A 14,914-nucleotide genomic window follows, 5' to 3' on the forward strand; every position below is an offset into this window, starting at 1 on the left:
GGCCCGGAGGGCGGGGGCGGCCGACGGGGGGACATTCCCCCCGTAATACAGTCTCCGCATGCTCGTAGCCCTGACCGTGGCGACCGCCGTGGCCGCACTGCTCCTCGCCGCCTGGTGCGGCTGGGCCGCCTGGCGCGACCAGCCGACCAAGGACTGGCACTTCATCGGCATGGCCGTGGTCGCGCTGCTGGCCACCGTGCAGCTGGTGGTCGGTGTGGTGCAGCTGGCCCGCGGCGAGAAGCCGGAGCAGGGCACGGTGATCTTCGTGGCCTACCTGCTCGGCGCCTTCGCCTGCGTGCCGGCGGCGGGGTTCATGTCGCTGGCCGAGCGCACCCGCTGGGGTTCGCTCACGGTCGCCGCGGGCGGTTTCGTCCTGGCCGTGCTGCAGGTGCGGCTCTACGACATCTGGGGAGCCTGAGATGACGCCGGAGCAGACGACCCCGCCCCGCCGGAGGCTGATCTCCGGGCCGGGCATCCTCCTGGTGTGGCTGTACGGCGTGATGGTGGTCGGCGCGGTCTCCCGCTCGGCCTACCAGATCTCCACCGAGTTCGACCGGGCGCCGCTGGCGTACTCGCTGTCGGCGCTGGCCGGCGTGGTCTACGGCTTCATCACCTACACGCTGGTGCGCGGAGGTGAGCGGGCCCGGCGGGCGGCGGTGGTGTGCTGCGCCGCCGAGCTGCTCGGCGTCCTGGTGGTCGGCGCCTGGACGCTGGCCGACCCCGGGGCCTTCCCGGACGCGACGGTCTGGTCGGACTTCGGGATGGGCTACCTCTTCATCCCGGTGCTCCTGCCGGTGACCGCCCTGTACTGGCTGGTCCGGGGTTCCGCCGGGGACCGTCGGGCCGTCGCCGCGTAGACCGCCGCCGGACCGTCCCCGCGCGGACCCGCCGTCAGGCCGTCGCCGCGTAGACCGCCGTCCCGGCGTCCGGGTCCTGGCCGACCGCCGTCGTCCGCTCGAGGACGATCCGCGGGATCCCGTCGGGCCCCTCGGCGCGGCCGGTGGCCCGGTAGCCGAGGCGGCGGTAGAGCCGCAGCCCGGGCTCGCTGCGGTTGCCCGCGCTCAGCCGGAAGGCCGCCACCTGGGAGCTCTCGGTCACCGCGGCCTCGGCGGCGCGCAGCAGCCGGGCGCCGATGCCGTGCCCCTGCAGGCGGGGGTGGACGCACAGTCCGTCGATCTCGCCCGCGTCGTCGGCGGTCACCCGGCCGTAGACGGCGCCGATCACCTCCTCGCCCAGGCGGGCCACGCAGACGATGCCGGAGGAGATCTCCGCGCGGACGTCGGCGAGGGACTCCGTCAGCGGGCCCAGGCGGTGGTCGCCGTAGATCACGGCCTCGCTCTGGAAGCACAGATACCTGAGCCGGAAGATCTGCTCGGCGTCCTGCTCGGTCGCCCTGGAGATGGTCACGCTCATGCCCATGTGTGCATGCCTCCCGCTCACTTGCTCACCAGTGGTCCTTCACACCTATCCCCGCCTCGGACGCGGCGCAACCTCCGGGCCGAGCAGCCGCCGCAGACATCCCAGACATCGGGAGCGTTCCGGGCCGAGACTGCCCTGTGAGATACCCAACTCCCGGGCGATCTCCCGGTAGGTGAGGTCGTGCGGCGAGAAGAGCGCGGTGAGCAGCCGGGGGCAGCGGCCGGGCAGCCGCCGGACGGCGTCCTGCAGGGCGCGGCGGCCGGCCGAGGCCAGGGCCAGCTGTTCGGGACCGGGCCAGGTCTCGTCGGCCGGGTCGCGGCGCAGGACGCGTTCCCGGCGGGCGGCGCGGCGCAGGGCGCGGGCCTCGGCGCGCACCGCCCGGCGCAGCCAGCGGGCCGGGTCGCCCGGCGGGCCGGCCCGCTGCAGGTGTTCCAGGAGCCGGAGCCACACCGCCTGTTCCAGGTCCCCTGCCTCGGCTCCGGCAGCGACGGCCTCGGCCGCCGCCTCGGCGGCCAGCAGGGGGCGCAGCCGGTCCACCATGTCGTGCGGCTTCATACGCTCACAGGACGGCGGTCCGGGGCCGGCGGTTGCCGCCCGCGGACCGATTTCACCCTGACGGAGGCCCCCGTGTGCGCCCGGTTGACTCCGGTCGCACACAGGCGCCTCCCGGTCCGTGGTCCGTGGGCCGTGGGCCGTGGCACGGCGGAAGACCGGCCGGGCGGGTCAGCGTGCCGCGCGCCAGAGCTCGCGGGCCAGCAGGCCGGTGTCGGGCTGGTCGGTGAAGACGCCGTCGATGCCGGTGTCGAAGTAGGCGCTGAACGCCGCGAACGCGTCGCCGTAGGCGTCGGGCTCGGCGCCGCGGCGGAAGTTCGCCGGCAGGAACGGGTTCTCGTTGCGCATGGTGTACGGGTGGAGGATCAGTCCCGCCTTGTGCGCGTCGGCGACCAGGGTGGTCGGCGAGGTCAGGTTCCCGGCCGCGTCGCGCGGGACGATCAGGTCGAGGGTGGGCCCGATGCCGTCCGCGAAGGAGGCGATCCAGGCGAGGCCCTGCGGGGTGATCAGGTCGGAGACCTTGCGCGGGTCGCCCTGCTGCTGGAGGTCCCAGGGGCGCGTGCCCGCCGAGGACAGCAGTACCGCGAGCGGGTTGTCGACCAGTTCGCGCATCCTGCGGATGCTGGTCGGCTCGAAGGACTGCAGGAGCACGGGCGAGGTGCGGCGGTGCTTGCCGTGCCGGCGCAGCACCTTGGCGAGACGTTCCTCCAGCGGCAGGCCCTGCTCGCGGAAGTAGCTGGGGTGCTTGAGCTCGGGGTAGACGAAGACCTGCTTGCCGCGCCTGCGGGTCTGCTCGTCCTGCCAGCGCAGCACCTCCTCGAAGGTGGGGATCTCCCAGACGCCGTCGTAGAGGGTGTTGTGCGGGCGGTTGGCCGGCACCCGCTCCTTGGCGCGCAGGGTCTTCAGCTCGGCCAGCGTGAAGTCCTCGGCGAACCAGCCGGTGGTGGGGACGCCGTCCAGCGACTTGGTGGTGCGGCGGCCGGCGAACTCGGGGTGGGCGGCGACGTCGGTGGTGCCGCCGATCTCGGGCTCGTGACGGCAGACCAGGTGGCCGTCCTTGGTGATCACCAGGTCGCCGGCCTCGATGATGTCCGCGCCCATGTCCAGGGCGAGCTGGTACGCGCCGAGGGTGTGCTCGGGGCGGTAGCCGCTGGCGCCGCGGTGGGCGATCACCGCGGGCCTGGGCAGCCCGGCGAGACCACGGCCGCGCCCCGCGTCACCCTCGGCGGCCACGGCCGCGCCCCCCGTCCCCAGCGCGGCCGCGGAGGCGCCCAGCAGCGCGGCTCCCAGCACGGCCCGCCGTCCGGCGCCCCGGGCGCCCTCCCCGGAGGCCGCCGGGCCCGCGGCCCGCGCCGATCCTGCGGGTCCTGCGGTTCCTTCGCTTCTCGCCATCGGTGCTCCCTCGTGAGATCACGACAACAGGTCGGCCGGATCGTAGGTGCGCGTCCATGACGGTTGAAGGTCCCCGGGACGACGGGGCGGAAAACAGCGGGTGTCCGCTCGGACTCGTGCCGTGTTCCACCCGTGTGACGTACCGATGTCGTGTCGGGCCGGGCAGGTGACGCGAGGTCAACAGTGTGCAACGGGGACGTCAACCGGATGTGCGCCGTGGGCATCCGCGCGAGTATCGTCCTCACCTGCACGGACTCGTCCGTTTCCGTCGGACCCCTTGACATGGGAGGGCTCGTTGTCCCGCTTCGCGCTCATCAAGGCAGTGCTCGGACCGATCATGCGCCTGATGTTCCGCCCACGCGTCGAAGGCGCGGAGAACATTCCCGGGACGGGGGCGGTGATCCTGGCCGGAAACCACCTGACCTTCATCGACTCCATGGTGCTCCCCCTGGTCACCGACCGGCAGGTCCTCTTCATCGGCAAGGACGAGTACGTCACCGGCAAGGGGATCAAGGGCCGCCTGATGGCCTGGTTCTTCACCGGCGTCGGCATGATCCCGGTCGACCGTGACGGCGCGAACGGCGGCGTGGCGGCGCTGATGACGGGGCGGCGGGTGCTGGAGGAGGGCAAGGTCTTCGGCATCTACCCGGAGGGCACCCGCTCCCCCGACGGCCGTCTCTACCGGGGCCGTACCGGCATCGCGCGGCTGACCCTGATGACCGGGGCGCCGGTGGTGCCGTTCGCCATGATCGGCACGGACAAGCTGCAGCCCGGCGGCAACGGCATGCCGCGGCCCGGCCGGGTCACGGTGCGCTTCGGCGAGCCGATGGAGTTCTCCCGCTACGAGGGCATGGACCGCGACCGGTATGTCCTGCGGGCGGTCACCGACTCGGTCATGACCGAGGTCATGCGGCTCTCGGGCCAGGAGTACGTCGACATGTACGCCACCAAGGCCAAGGCGGCCTGACCCCCGGAACGGGCCGCCCGTCCTCCCCCGGGCGGGGCGGGCGTCAGGCCGGCGGCGGGGTGAGCTTGGCGGCCACCGCGTCGAGGACCCAGTCCAGGCCGGTGGTGAAGGACGTCTCGGCGTCCACGTCCGTGCCGTCGTGCACGGCCTTGGCCAGTGCGGGGAAACGGCCGGTGTCCAGCATCCGTGTCAGCCGGGGCCCGGAGGCGCGCTGCCAGTCGTGCTGCGACATACCGGTGGCGCGCTCGGCCCGCAGGTGCGCGATCTCGCGCCTGATCGCGCCGGTGACGTATGCGTTGACCGTCTCCACCGCGCGCAGGGCGGTGTCGATGCCGGCGAGCCCGTCCAGGGCGGCCAGCGAGGCCTCGCCCACCGCGAGGGCGTTCGGGCCGAGGGCCGGCCGGCCGCCCAGCAGGTCGGCCGGCCATTCGTGCCGGAGGGCGGCGGCCCTGGTGCGGTGGGCGAGGACGCTCAGCGCCGCACGCCAGTCACCGGGCTGCTCCTCGGGCAGGATCTCGGCGTACACCTCGTCCAGCATGAGGTCGAGCAGCTCCTGCTTCGTGGCGATGAAGCCGTAGAGCCGCATGGGGCCCGCGTTCAGCCGGGCGGCGACCTTGCGCAACGACACCTCGTCCAGCCCGCCCTCGTCCGCCAGCGCGACGGCGGCGGCGACGATCCGCTCCCGGTCGAGGGGCACGGGGCGATTCGGCGGCTCCGGCCGGTCCCACACACTCACGGGGTCCACCCCTCCTCTGCGATACGCCGTCTCATGCCAATACAGTGTATCGCCATGAGACATCGTATCGCCGTCGTGGGCAGTGGTCCTGGAGGCCTCACCTTCGCCCGTGTCCTGCACCGCCACGGCTGCCCGGTCACCGTCCTCGAACGCGATCCCGCCCCCGACGCCCGCCCCCCGGGCGGCGCGCTGGACCTGCACGAGGGACTGGGCCAGACCGCACTGGACAAGGCGGGGCTGCTGACGGAGTTCCAGGCGTTGTCCCGCCCCGAGGGGCAGGCCATGCGCATCCTCGACCCGAACGGCACCGTCCTGCGCGACTGGCGACCCGGTCCGGACGACCGGGCCAATCCCGAGATCGACCGCGGGCAGCTCCGTGACCTGCTGCTCGGTCCCCTCGACGTCCGGTGGGGGCGGAAGGTGACGCGGGTGGAGCCGGGGACGCCGGAGGGCGCCGTGGTCCATTTCGCGGACGGGCGGCAGGAGGCGTTCGACCTCGTGGTCGGCGCGGACGGCGCCTGGTCCCGGACGCGCGCGGCGCTCTCGCCGGTGACGCCCCACTACACCGGTGTCACGTATGTCGAATCCTCCGTCGACGACGTGGACACCCGCCACCCCGAGCTCGCCCGGCTGATCGGCGACGGTTCGGTGGCGGTCCACGGGGTGAACCGGGGTTTGGTGGCGCAGCGCAACAGCGGCGGCCACGTCAAGGTGTACGCCCAGTTCCGGGCGCCGCTGGACCGGTACGTGGACCTGGACCCGACCGACGTGGAAGCGGTGCGGTCGAGCCTGCTGGCCCTGTTCGACGGCTGGGCCGCCCCGCTTCTCGAGCTACTCGCTCCCGCGACCGCCTTCGTCCACCGCCCCCTGTACGTCCTGCCTGTGGCCCACACCTGGCCGCACGTCCCCGGGGTGACGCTCCTGGGTGACGCCGCCCACCTGATGCCGCCGCTGGGAGTGGTCGCGAACCTCGCGATGCTGGAGGGCGCCGAACTCGCCGAGGCCCTGGTCTCCGGCTCCGATGTGAACGAGGCCGTCCGCGCCTTCGAGGAACGGATGTGGGCGCGGGCGGGCAGGTGGGCGGAGATCACGGCGGCCGGACTGGAACGCCTGGTGAGCCCGGACCCGGCCGGCGCCCTCGCGCTCTTCGACGAGGTCCAGCCGTCGCAGCCGTCCTGACCGGGCGGCGGCCCCGGCGGACCGGCGCACGGGCGGCGCGGGCGACGCGGGCGGGTCCAGGCCGCACGGCTTCGGCCCCGCCCCGCGTGAACGGGACGGGGCCGAAGCAGTGCGTCAGGGGCGGAGGTCAGGGCCGCGCGGCCCGAAGCGGAATTCAGGCGCGGGCGGTGGACCAGGCGTGCTGGGCGGCGACGTCCTGCTTGACCTCGGCGAGCTGGACGGCGACCGCGCTCGGGGCGGTTCCGCCTCGGCCGTCGCGGGACGCCAGGGCGCCGGGAACGTTCAGCACGCTCCGCACCTCCGGCGTGAGGTGCTCGCTGATCTTCGCGAACTGCTCGTCCGTCAGCTCGTCCAGCTCCTTGCCCTCCGCCTCCGCGGACTTCACGCACTCGCCGGCCACCTCGTGCGCCACCCGGAACGGCACGCCCTGCTTGACCAGCCACTCCGCGATGTCGGTGGCCAGCGAGAACCCAGCCGGTGCCAGCTCCTCCATGCGCTCGCGGTGCACCGTGAGCGTGGCCATCATGCCCGTGAAGGCGGGCAGCAGGACCTCGAGCTGGTCGATGGAGTCGAAGACCGGCTCCTTGTCCTCCTGCAGGTCGCGGTTGTACGCGAGCGGGAGGGCCTTGAGGGTGGCCATCAGCCCGGTGAGGTTGCCGATCAGCCGGCCGGACTTGCCGCGCGCCAGCTCGGCGATGTCCGGGTTCTTCTTCTGCGGCATGATCGAGGAGCCGGTGGAGAAGGCGTCGTGCAGGGTGACGAAGGAGAACTCCTTCGTGTTCCAGATGATGATCTCCTCGGCGATCCGGGAGAGGTTGACGCCGATCATCGCGGTGATGAACGCGAACTCCGCGACGAAGTCGCGCGAGGCGGTGCCGTCGATGGAGTTGGCGGCCGAACCGTGCTCGAAGCCGAGGTCCTTGGCGACCGCCTCCGGGTCGAGGCCGAGCGAGGATCCGGCCAGCGCGCCCGAGCCGTAGGGGGAGACGGCGGTGCGCTCGTCCCACTGCCGCAGCCGCTCGGCGTCCCGGGTGAACGCCTGGACGTGGGCCAGCACATGGTGGGCGAAGAGCACCGGCTGGGCGTGCTGCAGGTGGGTGCGGCCGGGCATGGCGACGTCCGGGTGCGCCTCGGCGAGGCCGATCAGCGCGTCCTGGAGGTCGGCGATCAGCCCGCCGACGATCCGCGCGTGGTCGCGCAGGTACATCCGGAACAGCGTGGCGACCTGGTCGTTGCGGGACCGGCCGGCGCGCAGCTTGCCGCCGAGGTCCGGGCCGAGCCGCTCCAGCAGCCCGCGCTCCAGGGCGGTGTGGACGTCCTCGTCGGCGATGGTGCCCACGAAGGAGCCGGAGGCGACGTCCTGCTCCAGCTGGTCGAGGCCGGCGATCATGCGCTCGAGCTCGTCGGCGGTGAGCAGACCGGCCTGGTGCAGCACCCGGGCGTGGGCACGGGAGCCCGCGATGTCGTAGGGCGCCAGCCGCCAGTCGAAGTGGACCGACGCCGACAGCTTCGCCAGCGCCTCGGCGGGGCCGTCCGCGAACCGGCCGCCCCAGAGGCGGACGTCACCGCTGTTGCTGCTCACTTGCTGTGCTCCTCGTTGCCGAAGGCCGATGGGGTGCGACCGAGTGGTGCGCCGTCGCCGTTATGCATGATTATGCAAGACTCCGCATGAATCGTCAATTCACTCCGGGGTAATCCTGTGCGGCGGCGCGCCGCCTTCCCAGCCACTCTCCTGCTCGCGGCGGCGCCCCCTGGTCCACGAGTGCGGCTGAGTCCACGCCTCGGAATTGCCGCACGCCGCCCGCGAGTTCGCAGGAGGATGACCGCATGGGTAAGTCATACGACCGGATCGACGACCGGCTCCGCGCGTTCATCGAGGCTCAGCCCGTCTTCTTCACCGCCACCGCTCCCCTCGCCGCCGACGGCACGGTGAACCTCTCCCCCAAGGGCCTCAAGGGCTCCCTGGCGGTCCTGGACGACCGGACCGTCGCGTACCTGGACTTCGCCGGCTCCAACGCCGAGACCGTGGCGCACCTGCGCGAGAACGGGCGGATCACCCTGATGTGGTGTGCCTGGCAGGGCCCGCCGACCGTGCTGCGGGTGCACGGCACCGGCGAGGCCGTCTTCCGCGACGACCCGCGCTTCCCGGAGCTGTTCGCGCACTTCCCGGACATCGAGTCCGGGAACCACGGTCTGCGGGCGATCGTGGTCGTCACCGCCCGGCTGATCCGCGACGCCTGCGGGTTCGCGGTGCCGCACATGACGTACGAGGAGGACCGCGAACTGCACGCGAAGCGGTTCGCCCGCGAGGACGACGAGTCGCTGAGCGCGTACTTCGCCAAGAAGGACCACATCGCGACGAGCATCGACGGCCTGCCCGGCGTGCCGCTCCCGCTGCCTCCGGTGGCTCCCTGACGATGGGCGCATGCGCCTGCGCCACGGTGTCGCCATCGCCCTGTGCCTGCCCCTGCTCGCCGCCTGGACCGCACCGGACGCTCCCCCGCCGCCGCTGCCGCTGCCCGCACGGATGGCGGACACCGGCGGCGGCTCCCAGCTGATCACCGCGGAGGCGGCGGCCACCGGCAGCACGACCGGCACCGTCACCTGGTGGGACCGCACTGCGGCCGGCTGGACGCGGGCCGGGTCGGCGCCCGCCCGGTTCGGGGCGAACGGGCTGGCCGACGGGGCGACCCGCCGGCAGGGCACCTCCACCACGCCCACCGGCCTGTACGACCTGCCGTTCGCCTTCGGCACCGAGCCGGCGCCCGCGGACGTCCGCTTCCGGTACCGGGGGGTGGGGCCGGACTCCTGGTGGTGCCAGGACAACGACTCGCGCGCCTACAACCGCTGGAGCGAGCCGCTGGCCGCGGACTGCCGGCCGGGCGAGGCCGAGCACCTGGTCGCCTACCGTGCGCAGTACGCGCACGCGCTGGTGATCGGCTTCAACTACCGCAGGCCGGTGCGTGAGCGCGGCGCGGGCATCTTCCTGCACGTGAACGGCCGTGGCGCGACGGCCGGCTGCGTCTCCGTACCGGCCGAAGCGATGCGCCGCGTCCTGCGCTGGGCCGACCCGGCCCGCGCCCCGCACATCGCCGTCGGCACGGCGGACGGGCCGACGGCGATCACGCGTTACTGAGCGGCCGTCGGGCGCGGCCGGACGACCGCCGGCGCGCCCGACGCGTCGTCACGGGGTGGTCCTCCGGCTGTTCTGCGCCAGCGACAGCAGGTGGTCGGCGAGCGCCTGGCCGCCGGACGGGTCCCGGCTGATCAGCAGCAGGGTGTCGTCACCGGCGATGGTGCCCAGGATGTCCTGCAGCTCCGCCTGGTCGATGGCCGAGGCGAGGAACTGCGCGGCCCCGGGCGGGGTGCGCAGGACCACGAGGTTGGCGGAGGCCTCCGCGGAGATCAGCAGTTCACCGGAGAGCCGCCGCATCCGCTCCTCCTTGGCGGACTCCCCCAGCGGCGCGCGCGGGGTGCGGAAGCCGCCCTCGCTGGGCACCGCGTAGATCAGCTCGCCGTCGGTGTTGCGGATCTTCACCGCGTTCAGCTCGTCGAGGTCCCGGGAGAGCGTCGCCTGGGTGACGCTCAGCCCGTCGTCGGCGAGCAGCTTGGCCAGCTGGCTCTGCGACCGCACCGGCTGCCGGTTGAGGATGTCGACGATCCGGCGGTGCCGGGCGGTGCGGGTCTGCGGCACGGCGGGCCCGCCGTGCTGCTCGTGGTCCTGCGCCTGACTCATCGTGTGCTTCGTCTCCGGATCCGGTTCGTCCGTCCTCGGCGGTTCTTCCGCCTAGCGGGTCGTGGCGTCGGCCGTCGCCGCGGCCGTGTCGGCGGCCGTGGCGAGGATGCCGGGGAGCGCCTGGAGGAAGGCGTCCGTCTCCGCGTCGGTCAGGGTCAGCGGGGGCATCAGCCGGACGACGTCGGGGGCGGGCGCGTTCACCAGGAACCCGGCCTCCTGGGCCGCCTGTTGCACGCGGGGTGCGAACGGCCCGGTGAGCACGATACCCAGCAGCAGTCCCTCGCCCCTGACGTGGGAGATCGACGCGGCCCCCAGGGCCTCGATTCCGGTGACGAGACGCTCGCTCTGCCGCTTGACGTTGTCGAGCAGTCCGTCGGCGGCGATGGTGTCCAGGACGGCGAGGCCGGCCGCGCAGGCGACCGGGTTGCCGCCGAACGTGGTGCCGTGGTGACCCGGCTCGAACAGCTCGGCCGCCCGCCCGAAGGCGACGACGGCACCGAGCGGGAGACCGCCGCCGATACCCTTGGCCAGCGTGACCACGTCGGGCAGCACGCCCTCGTGGGCCTGGTAGGCGAACCAGTGGCCGGTGCGGCCGATGCCGGTCTGCACCTCGTCGAGGACCAGCAGCGCGCCGCTCGCGGCGGTGATGGCCCGGGCGGCCTTGAGGTATCCGGCCGGGGGTACGACCACGCCGTTCTCGCCCTGCACCGGCTCGATGATCACCATGGCGGTGTCCTCGGTGACGGCGGCGGCCAGGGCCTGCGCGTCGCCGTAGGGGACGTGGGTGACGTCGCCGGGCAGCGGGCGGAAGGGCTCCTGCTTGCCGGGCTGGCCGGTGAGGGCCAGCGCGCCCATGGTGCGGCCGTGGAAGCCGCCCTCGGTGGCCACCACGTGGCCGCGGCCGGTGAGCCGGCCGAGCTTGAAGGCGGCCTCGTTGGCCTCGGTGCCGGAGTTGCAGAAGAAGACCCGGCCGCTCCGCCCGAACAGCTCGATCAGCCGCTCGGCGAGCGCCACGGTGGGTTCGGCGGCGAAGAAGTTGGAGATGTGGCCCAGCGAGGCGATCTGCCGGGACACCGCCTCGACGATCGCCGGGTGGGCGTGGCCGAGGGCGTTGACGGCGATGCCTCCGACGAAGTCGAGGTACTCCTTGCCGTCGGCGTCCCAGACCTTGGCGCCCTCGCCGCGGGCGAGCGCCAGCCGGGGGGTGCCGTAGTTGTTCATCAGGGCGCCGCTCCAGCGCTCCTTCAGTTCGGTGTCGCTCACGACTGCCCCTCCTCGTCGGCGACGACGGGCTCGTCCGGCACGACCATCGTGCCGATGCCCTCGTCGGTGAAGATCTCCAGCAGGATCGAGTGCTGGACCCGGCCGTCGATGACACGGGCGTTGCCGACGCCGTTGCGCACGGCGTGCAGGCAGCCCTCCATCTTCGGCACCATGCCGGCGGAAAGCTCCGGCAGCAGTTTCTCGAGTTCGCTCGCGGTGAGGCGGCTGATCACCTCGTCGCTGTTCGGCCAGTCCTCGTAGAGGCCCTCGACGTCGGTGAGGACCATGAGGGTTTCCGCGTCGAGCGCCGCAGCGAGTGCCGCAGCCGCCGTATCAGCATTGACGTTGTAGACATGTCCGTCGTCCTGGGAACGGGCGATCGAGGAGACGACCGGGATGCGGCCGTCCGCCAGCAGCGCCTCGACGGCGCCGGTGTCGATCGCGGTGATCTCTCCGACCCGGCCGATGTCGACGAGTTCGCCGTCGATCTCGGCCAGGTGCTTGGTCGCGGTCAGGGTGTGGGCGTCCTCGCCGGTGAGGCCGACGGCGAGCGGGCCGTGCTGGTTGAGCAGGCCGACCAGTTCGCGCTGGACCTGCCCGGCGAGCACCATCCGGACCACGTCCATGGCCTCCTCGGTGGTGACCCGCAGGCCGGCCTTGAACTCGCTGACGATGCCGTGCCGGTCGAGCGCGGCGCTGATCTGCGGGCCGCCGCCGTGCACCACGACCGGCTTGAGGCCGGCGTGGTGCAGGAAGACGACGTCCTGGGCGAAGGCCGCCTTGAGCTGCTCGTCGACCATGGCGTTGCCGCCGAACTTGATGACGACGGTCTTCCCGCGGTGGCGGGTCAGCCAGGGCAGCGCCTCGATGAGGATCTGCGCCTTGGGCAGGGCGGTGTGCCGGCGGGTGGGTCCGCTGCCGTTCTTGCTGCTCATGTTCTCGGCTGTCGTCATGAGGAGTACGCGCTGTTCTCGTGGACGTAGTCGGCGGTGAGGTCGTTGGTCCAGATGGTGGCGGTCTCGTCGCCGGCCGTGAGGTCGGCGACGATGTGCACCTCGCGGTAGCGCATGTCGACCAGTTCGCGGTCCTCGCCGACGCCGCCGCTCTTGCAGACCCAGACGCCGTTGATGGCGACGTTGAGCCGGTCGGGCTCGAAGGCGGCGCCCGTGGTGCCGATGGCGGAGAGCACGCGGCCCCAGTTGGGGTCCTCGCCGTGGATGGCGCACTTGAGGAGGTTGTTGCGGGCGATCGAGCGCCCGACCTCGACGGCGTCTGCCTCGGTGGCGGCGTTGACCACCTCCACCTTGATGTCCTTGCTGGCGCCCTCGGCGTCGCGGATCAGCTGCTGGCCGAGGTCGTCGCAGACGGCGCGGACGGCGGCCGCGAACTCCTGCTCGTCGGGGGTGATCCCGGAGGCGCCGGAGGCGAGCAGCAGCACGGTGTCGTTGGTGGACATGCAGCCGTCGGAGTCGACGCGGTCGAAGGTGACGCGGGTGGCGTCGCGCAGCGCCCTGTCGAGGACGGCGGGGTCCAGGTCGGCGTCGGTGGTGATCACCACGAGCATGGTGGCCAGGCCCGGGGCGAGCATGCCCGCGCCCTTGGCCATGCCGCCGACCGTCCAGCCGTCGCCGCCGGCCACCGAGGTCTTGTGCACGGTGTCGGTGGTCTTGATGGCGATGGCGGCCTTCTCGCCGCCGTGCTCGGAGAGCTGGGTGGCCGCCTGGTCGACGCCGGGCAGCAGCTTGTCCATCGGGAGCAGCACACCGATCAGGCCGGTCGAGCAGACCGCCACCTGGGCGGCGTTCAGTCCGAGGACCTCGGCGGCCCTCTCCGCGGTGGCGTGCGTGTCCTGGAAGCCCTTCGGCCCCGTGCAGGCGTTGGCGCCACCGGAGTTGAGGACCACGGCGGACACCTCGCCGCCCTTGAGGACCTGCTCGGACCACAGCACCGGCGCGGCCTTGACGCGGTTGGAGGTGAAGACGCCCGCGGCGGCCAGGCGGGGCCCGTTGTTGACGACCAGGGCGAGGTCGGGGTTGCCGTTCTCCTTGATGCCGGCGGCGATGCCCGCCGCCGTGAATCCCTTGGCTGCCGTGACGCTCACTGCATCTCCTCGTTCGCTTCTCCGCCGGTGTCCCCGCCCGTGCGGTGCGGCGGTACGGCCTTGGTCGTCAGCGGCCCGAGGGCCGCGCGGGTGTCGCTCCCGTGACACGGGTCGGACGCGTCGCTCACGCGCCGAGCACGGCTCACGGAGCGACTCCGACGGTGGAAAGTCCGGTGGTCTCGTCCAGGCCCAGTGCGATGTTCATGCTCTGCACGGCGCCGCCGGCGGTGCCCTTGGTGAGGTTGTCGACGGCGGCGACGGCGATCACCCGGCCGGTGGCCTCGTCGTACGCGACCTGTATCTGGACCGCGTTGGAGCCGACGACCGACCCGGTGGCCGGCCACTGGCCCTCGGGGAGCAGATGGACGAAGGGCTCGTCCGCGTACGCCTTCGCGTAGGCGTCGCGCACGGTCCCGGCCGTGACGCCCGGCTTGGCCTTGGCGCTGCAGGTGGCGAGGATGCCCCGCGGCATGGGCGCGAGCATCGGCGTGAACGACACGCTCACCCGCTCCCCGGCGGCGGCGCTGAGGCTCTGGATCATCTCCGGCGTGTGCCGGTGGCCGCCGCCGACCCCGTAGGGTGACATGGAGCCCATGACCTCGCTGCCCAGCAGGTGCGGCTTGGCGGCCTTGCCGGCGCCGGAGGTCCCGGAGGCGGCGACGATCACGGCCTCCGGCTCGGCCAGGTCGGCGGCGTACGCCGGGAACAGGGCCAGCGACACGGCGGTCGGGTAGCAACCGGGCACCGCGACACGCTTGGACCCCTCCAGCGCGGCGCGGGCGCCCGGCAGTTCGGGCAGGCCGTAGGGCCAGGTACCGGCGTGGGCGCTGCCGTAGAACTTCTCCCAGTCGGCGGCGTCCTTCAGCCGGAAGTCGGCGCCCACGTCGATCACCAGCACGTCGGGTCCGAGCTGCTCGGCGACGGGGGCGGACTGACCGTGCGGCAGCGCGAGGAAGACCACATCGTGCCGTCGGCCCTGCCCGGCGAGCACCTCGGGGGTGGTCGCCTCCAGCACCCGGTCCGCCAGCGGCAGCAGGTGCGGCTGCAGCGCGCCGAGCCGCTGCCCCGCGTTGGAGTTCCCGGTCAGGGCGCCGATCTCCACCTCGGGGTGCGTGATCAGCAGCCGCAGCAGCTCTCCGCCCGCGTATCCACTCGCTCCGGCAACCGCCGCTCGTACCGTCATGGGTCCTCCCTATCGATGGCACGACTATACGGTGGCGCGCATTTTTATGCAATGAGGTGATCAGGGGACGGACACGGGCCTTGTGCGGACCGGCCCGACGGCCGAGACCTGACGGCCACATCGGCATCCGGGGGACGCGCCATGGCCGTCGTCCACGAGCTCGCGGTCGACTTCGGCACGAACGCCGGGGCGGCGCGGGCGCCCGCACTCGACGGGTGCGGGGTCGGCATGCTGCGGGCGGGCCCGCACGCGATCCCCTTGCACCGCCCCCGGCTCCACGAGGACGGACCGAACACCTACCTCACGGTGTCGCCGGTCGCCGTCGGGTACGGCCTTGTGTGCGACGGACCCTGGAACGGTCCGCGCTCTCCGCAGCGGAGATGTCC

The 14,914-nt window shown here is 72.9% G+C and carries 16 protein-coding genes; 6 read left to right on the forward strand and 10 right to left on the reverse strand.

Features of this window, described 5'->3' with window-relative positions; translation table 11 throughout:
- Nucleotides 1-58: 58 nt before the first annotated feature.
- Both ACOV8S_RS23975 and ACOV8S_RS23980 read left to right on the forward strand, forming a co-directional pair.
- Nucleotides 59-418, forward strand: coding sequence for a hypothetical protein (locus ACOV8S_RS23975; protein ID WP_448320198.1), 360 nt, complete (start codon nt 59-61; stop codon nt 416-418).
- A 1-nt stretch (nt 419) separates the two neighbouring features.
- Nucleotides 420-857: a hypothetical protein gene (locus tag ACOV8S_RS23980; protein ID WP_351112332.1), complete on the forward strand. Its 438-nt coding sequence runs from the start codon at nt 420-422 to the stop codon at nt 855-857.
- Nucleotides 858-891: 34 nt separating this feature from the next.
- On the opposite strand, the gene ACOV8S_RS23985 is transcribed toward ACOV8S_RS23980, so the two are convergent.
- The 3 genes from ACOV8S_RS23985 to ACOV8S_RS23995 form a co-directional block, all read right to left on the reverse strand.
- Complete coding sequence (locus ACOV8S_RS23985; RefSeq protein ID WP_448320200.1) at nt 892-1,419, reverse strand: GNAT family N-acetyltransferase; 528 nt, start codon at nt 1,417-1,419, stop codon at nt 892-894.
- A 45-nt stretch (nt 1,420-1,464) separates the two neighbouring features.
- Entirely contained in the window at nt 1,465-1,974 is a 510-nt protein-coding gene (locus ACOV8S_RS23990; RefSeq protein ID WP_448320202.1) for a sigma-70 family RNA polymerase sigma factor, read from the reverse strand.
- A gap of 168 nt (nt 1,975-2,142) precedes the next feature.
- Entirely contained in the window at nt 2,143-3,363 is a 1,221-nt protein-coding gene (locus ACOV8S_RS23995) for a glycerophosphodiester phosphodiesterase (protein WP_448320203.1), read from the reverse strand.
- Nucleotides 3,364-3,640: 277 nt separating this feature from the next.
- Between ACOV8S_RS23995 and ACOV8S_RS24000 the strand changes: the two genes are divergently transcribed.
- Nucleotides 3,641-4,330, forward strand: coding sequence for a lysophospholipid acyltransferase family protein (locus tag ACOV8S_RS24000; protein WP_448320204.1), 690 nt, complete (start codon nt 3,641-3,643; stop codon nt 4,328-4,330).
- A gap of 43 nt (nt 4,331-4,373) precedes the next feature.
- Here the strand turns inward: ACOV8S_RS24000 and ACOV8S_RS24005 are convergent, their stop codons facing one another.
- Complete coding sequence (locus ACOV8S_RS24005) at nt 4,374-5,066, reverse strand: TetR/AcrR family transcriptional regulator (RefSeq protein ID WP_448320205.1); 693 nt, start codon at nt 5,064-5,066, stop codon at nt 4,374-4,376.
- Nucleotides 5,067-5,120: 54 nt separating this feature from the next.
- Here ACOV8S_RS24005 and ACOV8S_RS24010 point away from each other — a divergent pair, with 54 nt between their 5' ends.
- Nucleotides 5,121-6,245, forward strand: a complete 1,125-nt coding sequence (locus ACOV8S_RS24010) for an FAD-dependent oxidoreductase (RefSeq protein WP_448320206.1) — start codon at nt 5,121-5,123, stop codon at nt 6,243-6,245.
- Nucleotides 6,246-6,399: 154 nt separating this feature from the next.
- Here ACOV8S_RS24010 and argH read toward each other — a convergent pair whose 3' ends face one another.
- Nucleotides 6,400-7,827 (reverse strand): argininosuccinate lyase, encoded by a 1,428-nt coding sequence (argH, locus tag ACOV8S_RS24015; protein WP_448320208.1) that lies wholly within the window; start codon nt 7,825-7,827, stop codon nt 6,400-6,402.
- Nucleotides 7,828-8,072: 245 nt separating this feature from the next.
- Here argH and ACOV8S_RS24020 point away from each other — a divergent pair, with 245 nt between their 5' ends.
- Both ACOV8S_RS24020 and ACOV8S_RS24025 read left to right on the forward strand, forming a co-directional pair.
- Nucleotides 8,073-8,660, forward strand: coding sequence for a pyridoxamine 5'-phosphate oxidase family protein (locus tag ACOV8S_RS24020; protein WP_448320209.1), 588 nt, complete (start codon nt 8,073-8,075; stop codon nt 8,658-8,660).
- Nucleotides 8,661-8,670: 10 nt separating this feature from the next.
- Nucleotides 8,671-9,381, forward strand: coding sequence for a L,D-transpeptidase family protein (locus ACOV8S_RS24025; protein ID WP_448320211.1), 711 nt, complete (start codon nt 8,671-8,673; stop codon nt 9,379-9,381).
- Between the two features lie 48 nt (nt 9,382-9,429).
- On the opposite strand, the gene ACOV8S_RS24030 is transcribed toward ACOV8S_RS24025, so the two are convergent.
- The 5 genes from ACOV8S_RS24030 to argC form a co-directional block, all read right to left on the reverse strand.
- On the reverse strand, nt 9,430-9,981 hold the full coding sequence (locus tag ACOV8S_RS24030; protein ID WP_351112351.1) for an arginine repressor: 552 nt from the start codon (nt 9,979-9,981) through the stop codon (nt 9,430-9,432).
- A 51-nt stretch (nt 9,982-10,032) separates the two neighbouring features.
- The gene (locus ACOV8S_RS24035; protein WP_448320213.1) at nt 10,033-11,244 is read right to left on the reverse strand and encodes an acetylornithine transaminase; all 1,212 of its coding nucleotides are present in this window, start codon (nt 11,242-11,244) and stop codon (nt 10,033-10,035) included.
- Complete coding sequence (gene argB / locus ACOV8S_RS24040; protein ID WP_448320215.1) at nt 11,241-12,179, reverse strand: acetylglutamate kinase; 939 nt, start codon at nt 12,177-12,179, stop codon at nt 11,241-11,243. Before argB ends, ACOV8S_RS24035 begins: the two co-directional genes overlap by 4 nt.
- 14 nt (nt 12,180-12,193) lie before the next feature.
- Nucleotides 12,194-13,345: a bifunctional glutamate N-acetyltransferase/amino-acid acetyltransferase ArgJ gene (gene argJ / locus ACOV8S_RS24045; protein ID WP_448320217.1), complete on the reverse strand. Its 1,152-nt coding sequence runs from the start codon at nt 13,343-13,345 to the stop codon at nt 12,194-12,196.
- Nucleotides 13,346-13,487: 142 nt separating this feature from the next.
- On the reverse strand, nt 13,488-14,528 hold the full coding sequence (argC, locus tag ACOV8S_RS24050; RefSeq protein WP_448320218.1) for an N-acetyl-gamma-glutamyl-phosphate reductase: 1,041 nt from the start codon (nt 14,526-14,528) through the stop codon (nt 13,488-13,490).
- Nucleotides 14,529-14,914: the final 386 nt, after the last annotated feature.

Source organism: Streptomyces sp. CO7 (genome assembly GCF_053474865.1).

Bases quoted from the DNA above. Each gene is read 5' to 3' on its own strand.
- ACOV8S_RS23975 (WP_448320198.1), top strand. From the start codon at position 59: ATGCTCGTAGCCCTGACCGTGGCGACCGCCGTGGCCGCACTGCTCCTC.
- ACOV8S_RS23980 (WP_351112332.1), top strand. From the start codon at position 420: ATGACGCCGGAGCAGACGACCCCGCCCCGCCGGAGGCTGATCTCCGGG.
- ACOV8S_RS23985 (WP_448320200.1), bottom strand. From the start codon at position 1,419: ATGGGCATGAGCGTGACCATCTCCAGGGCGACCGAGCAGGACGCCGAG.
- ACOV8S_RS23990 (WP_448320202.1), bottom strand. From the start codon at position 1,974: ATGAAGCCGCACGACATGGTGGACCGGCTGCGCCCCCTGCTGGCCGCC.
- ACOV8S_RS23995 (WP_448320203.1), bottom strand. From the start codon at position 3,363: ATGGCGAGAAGCGAAGGAACCGCAGGACCCGCAGGATCGGCGCGGGCC.
- ACOV8S_RS24010 (WP_448320206.1), top strand. From the start codon at position 5,121: ATGAGACATCGTATCGCCGTCGTGGGCAGTGGTCCTGGAGGCCTCACC.
- ACOV8S_RS24020 (WP_448320209.1), top strand. From the start codon at position 8,073: ATGGGTAAGTCATACGACCGGATCGACGACCGGCTCCGCGCGTTCATC.
- ACOV8S_RS24025 (WP_448320211.1), top strand. From the start codon at position 8,671: ATGCGCCTGCGCCACGGTGTCGCCATCGCCCTGTGCCTGCCCCTGCTC.
- ACOV8S_RS24030 (WP_351112351.1), bottom strand. From the start codon at position 9,981: ATGAGTCAGGCGCAGGACCACGAGCAGCACGGCGGGCCCGCCGTGCCG.
- argB (WP_448320215.1), bottom strand. From the start codon at position 12,179: ATGAGCAGCAAGAACGGCAGCGGACCCACCCGCCGGCACACCGCCCTG.
- argC (WP_448320218.1), bottom strand. From the start codon at position 14,528: ATGACGGTACGAGCGGCGGTTGCCGGAGCGAGTGGATACGCGGGCGGA.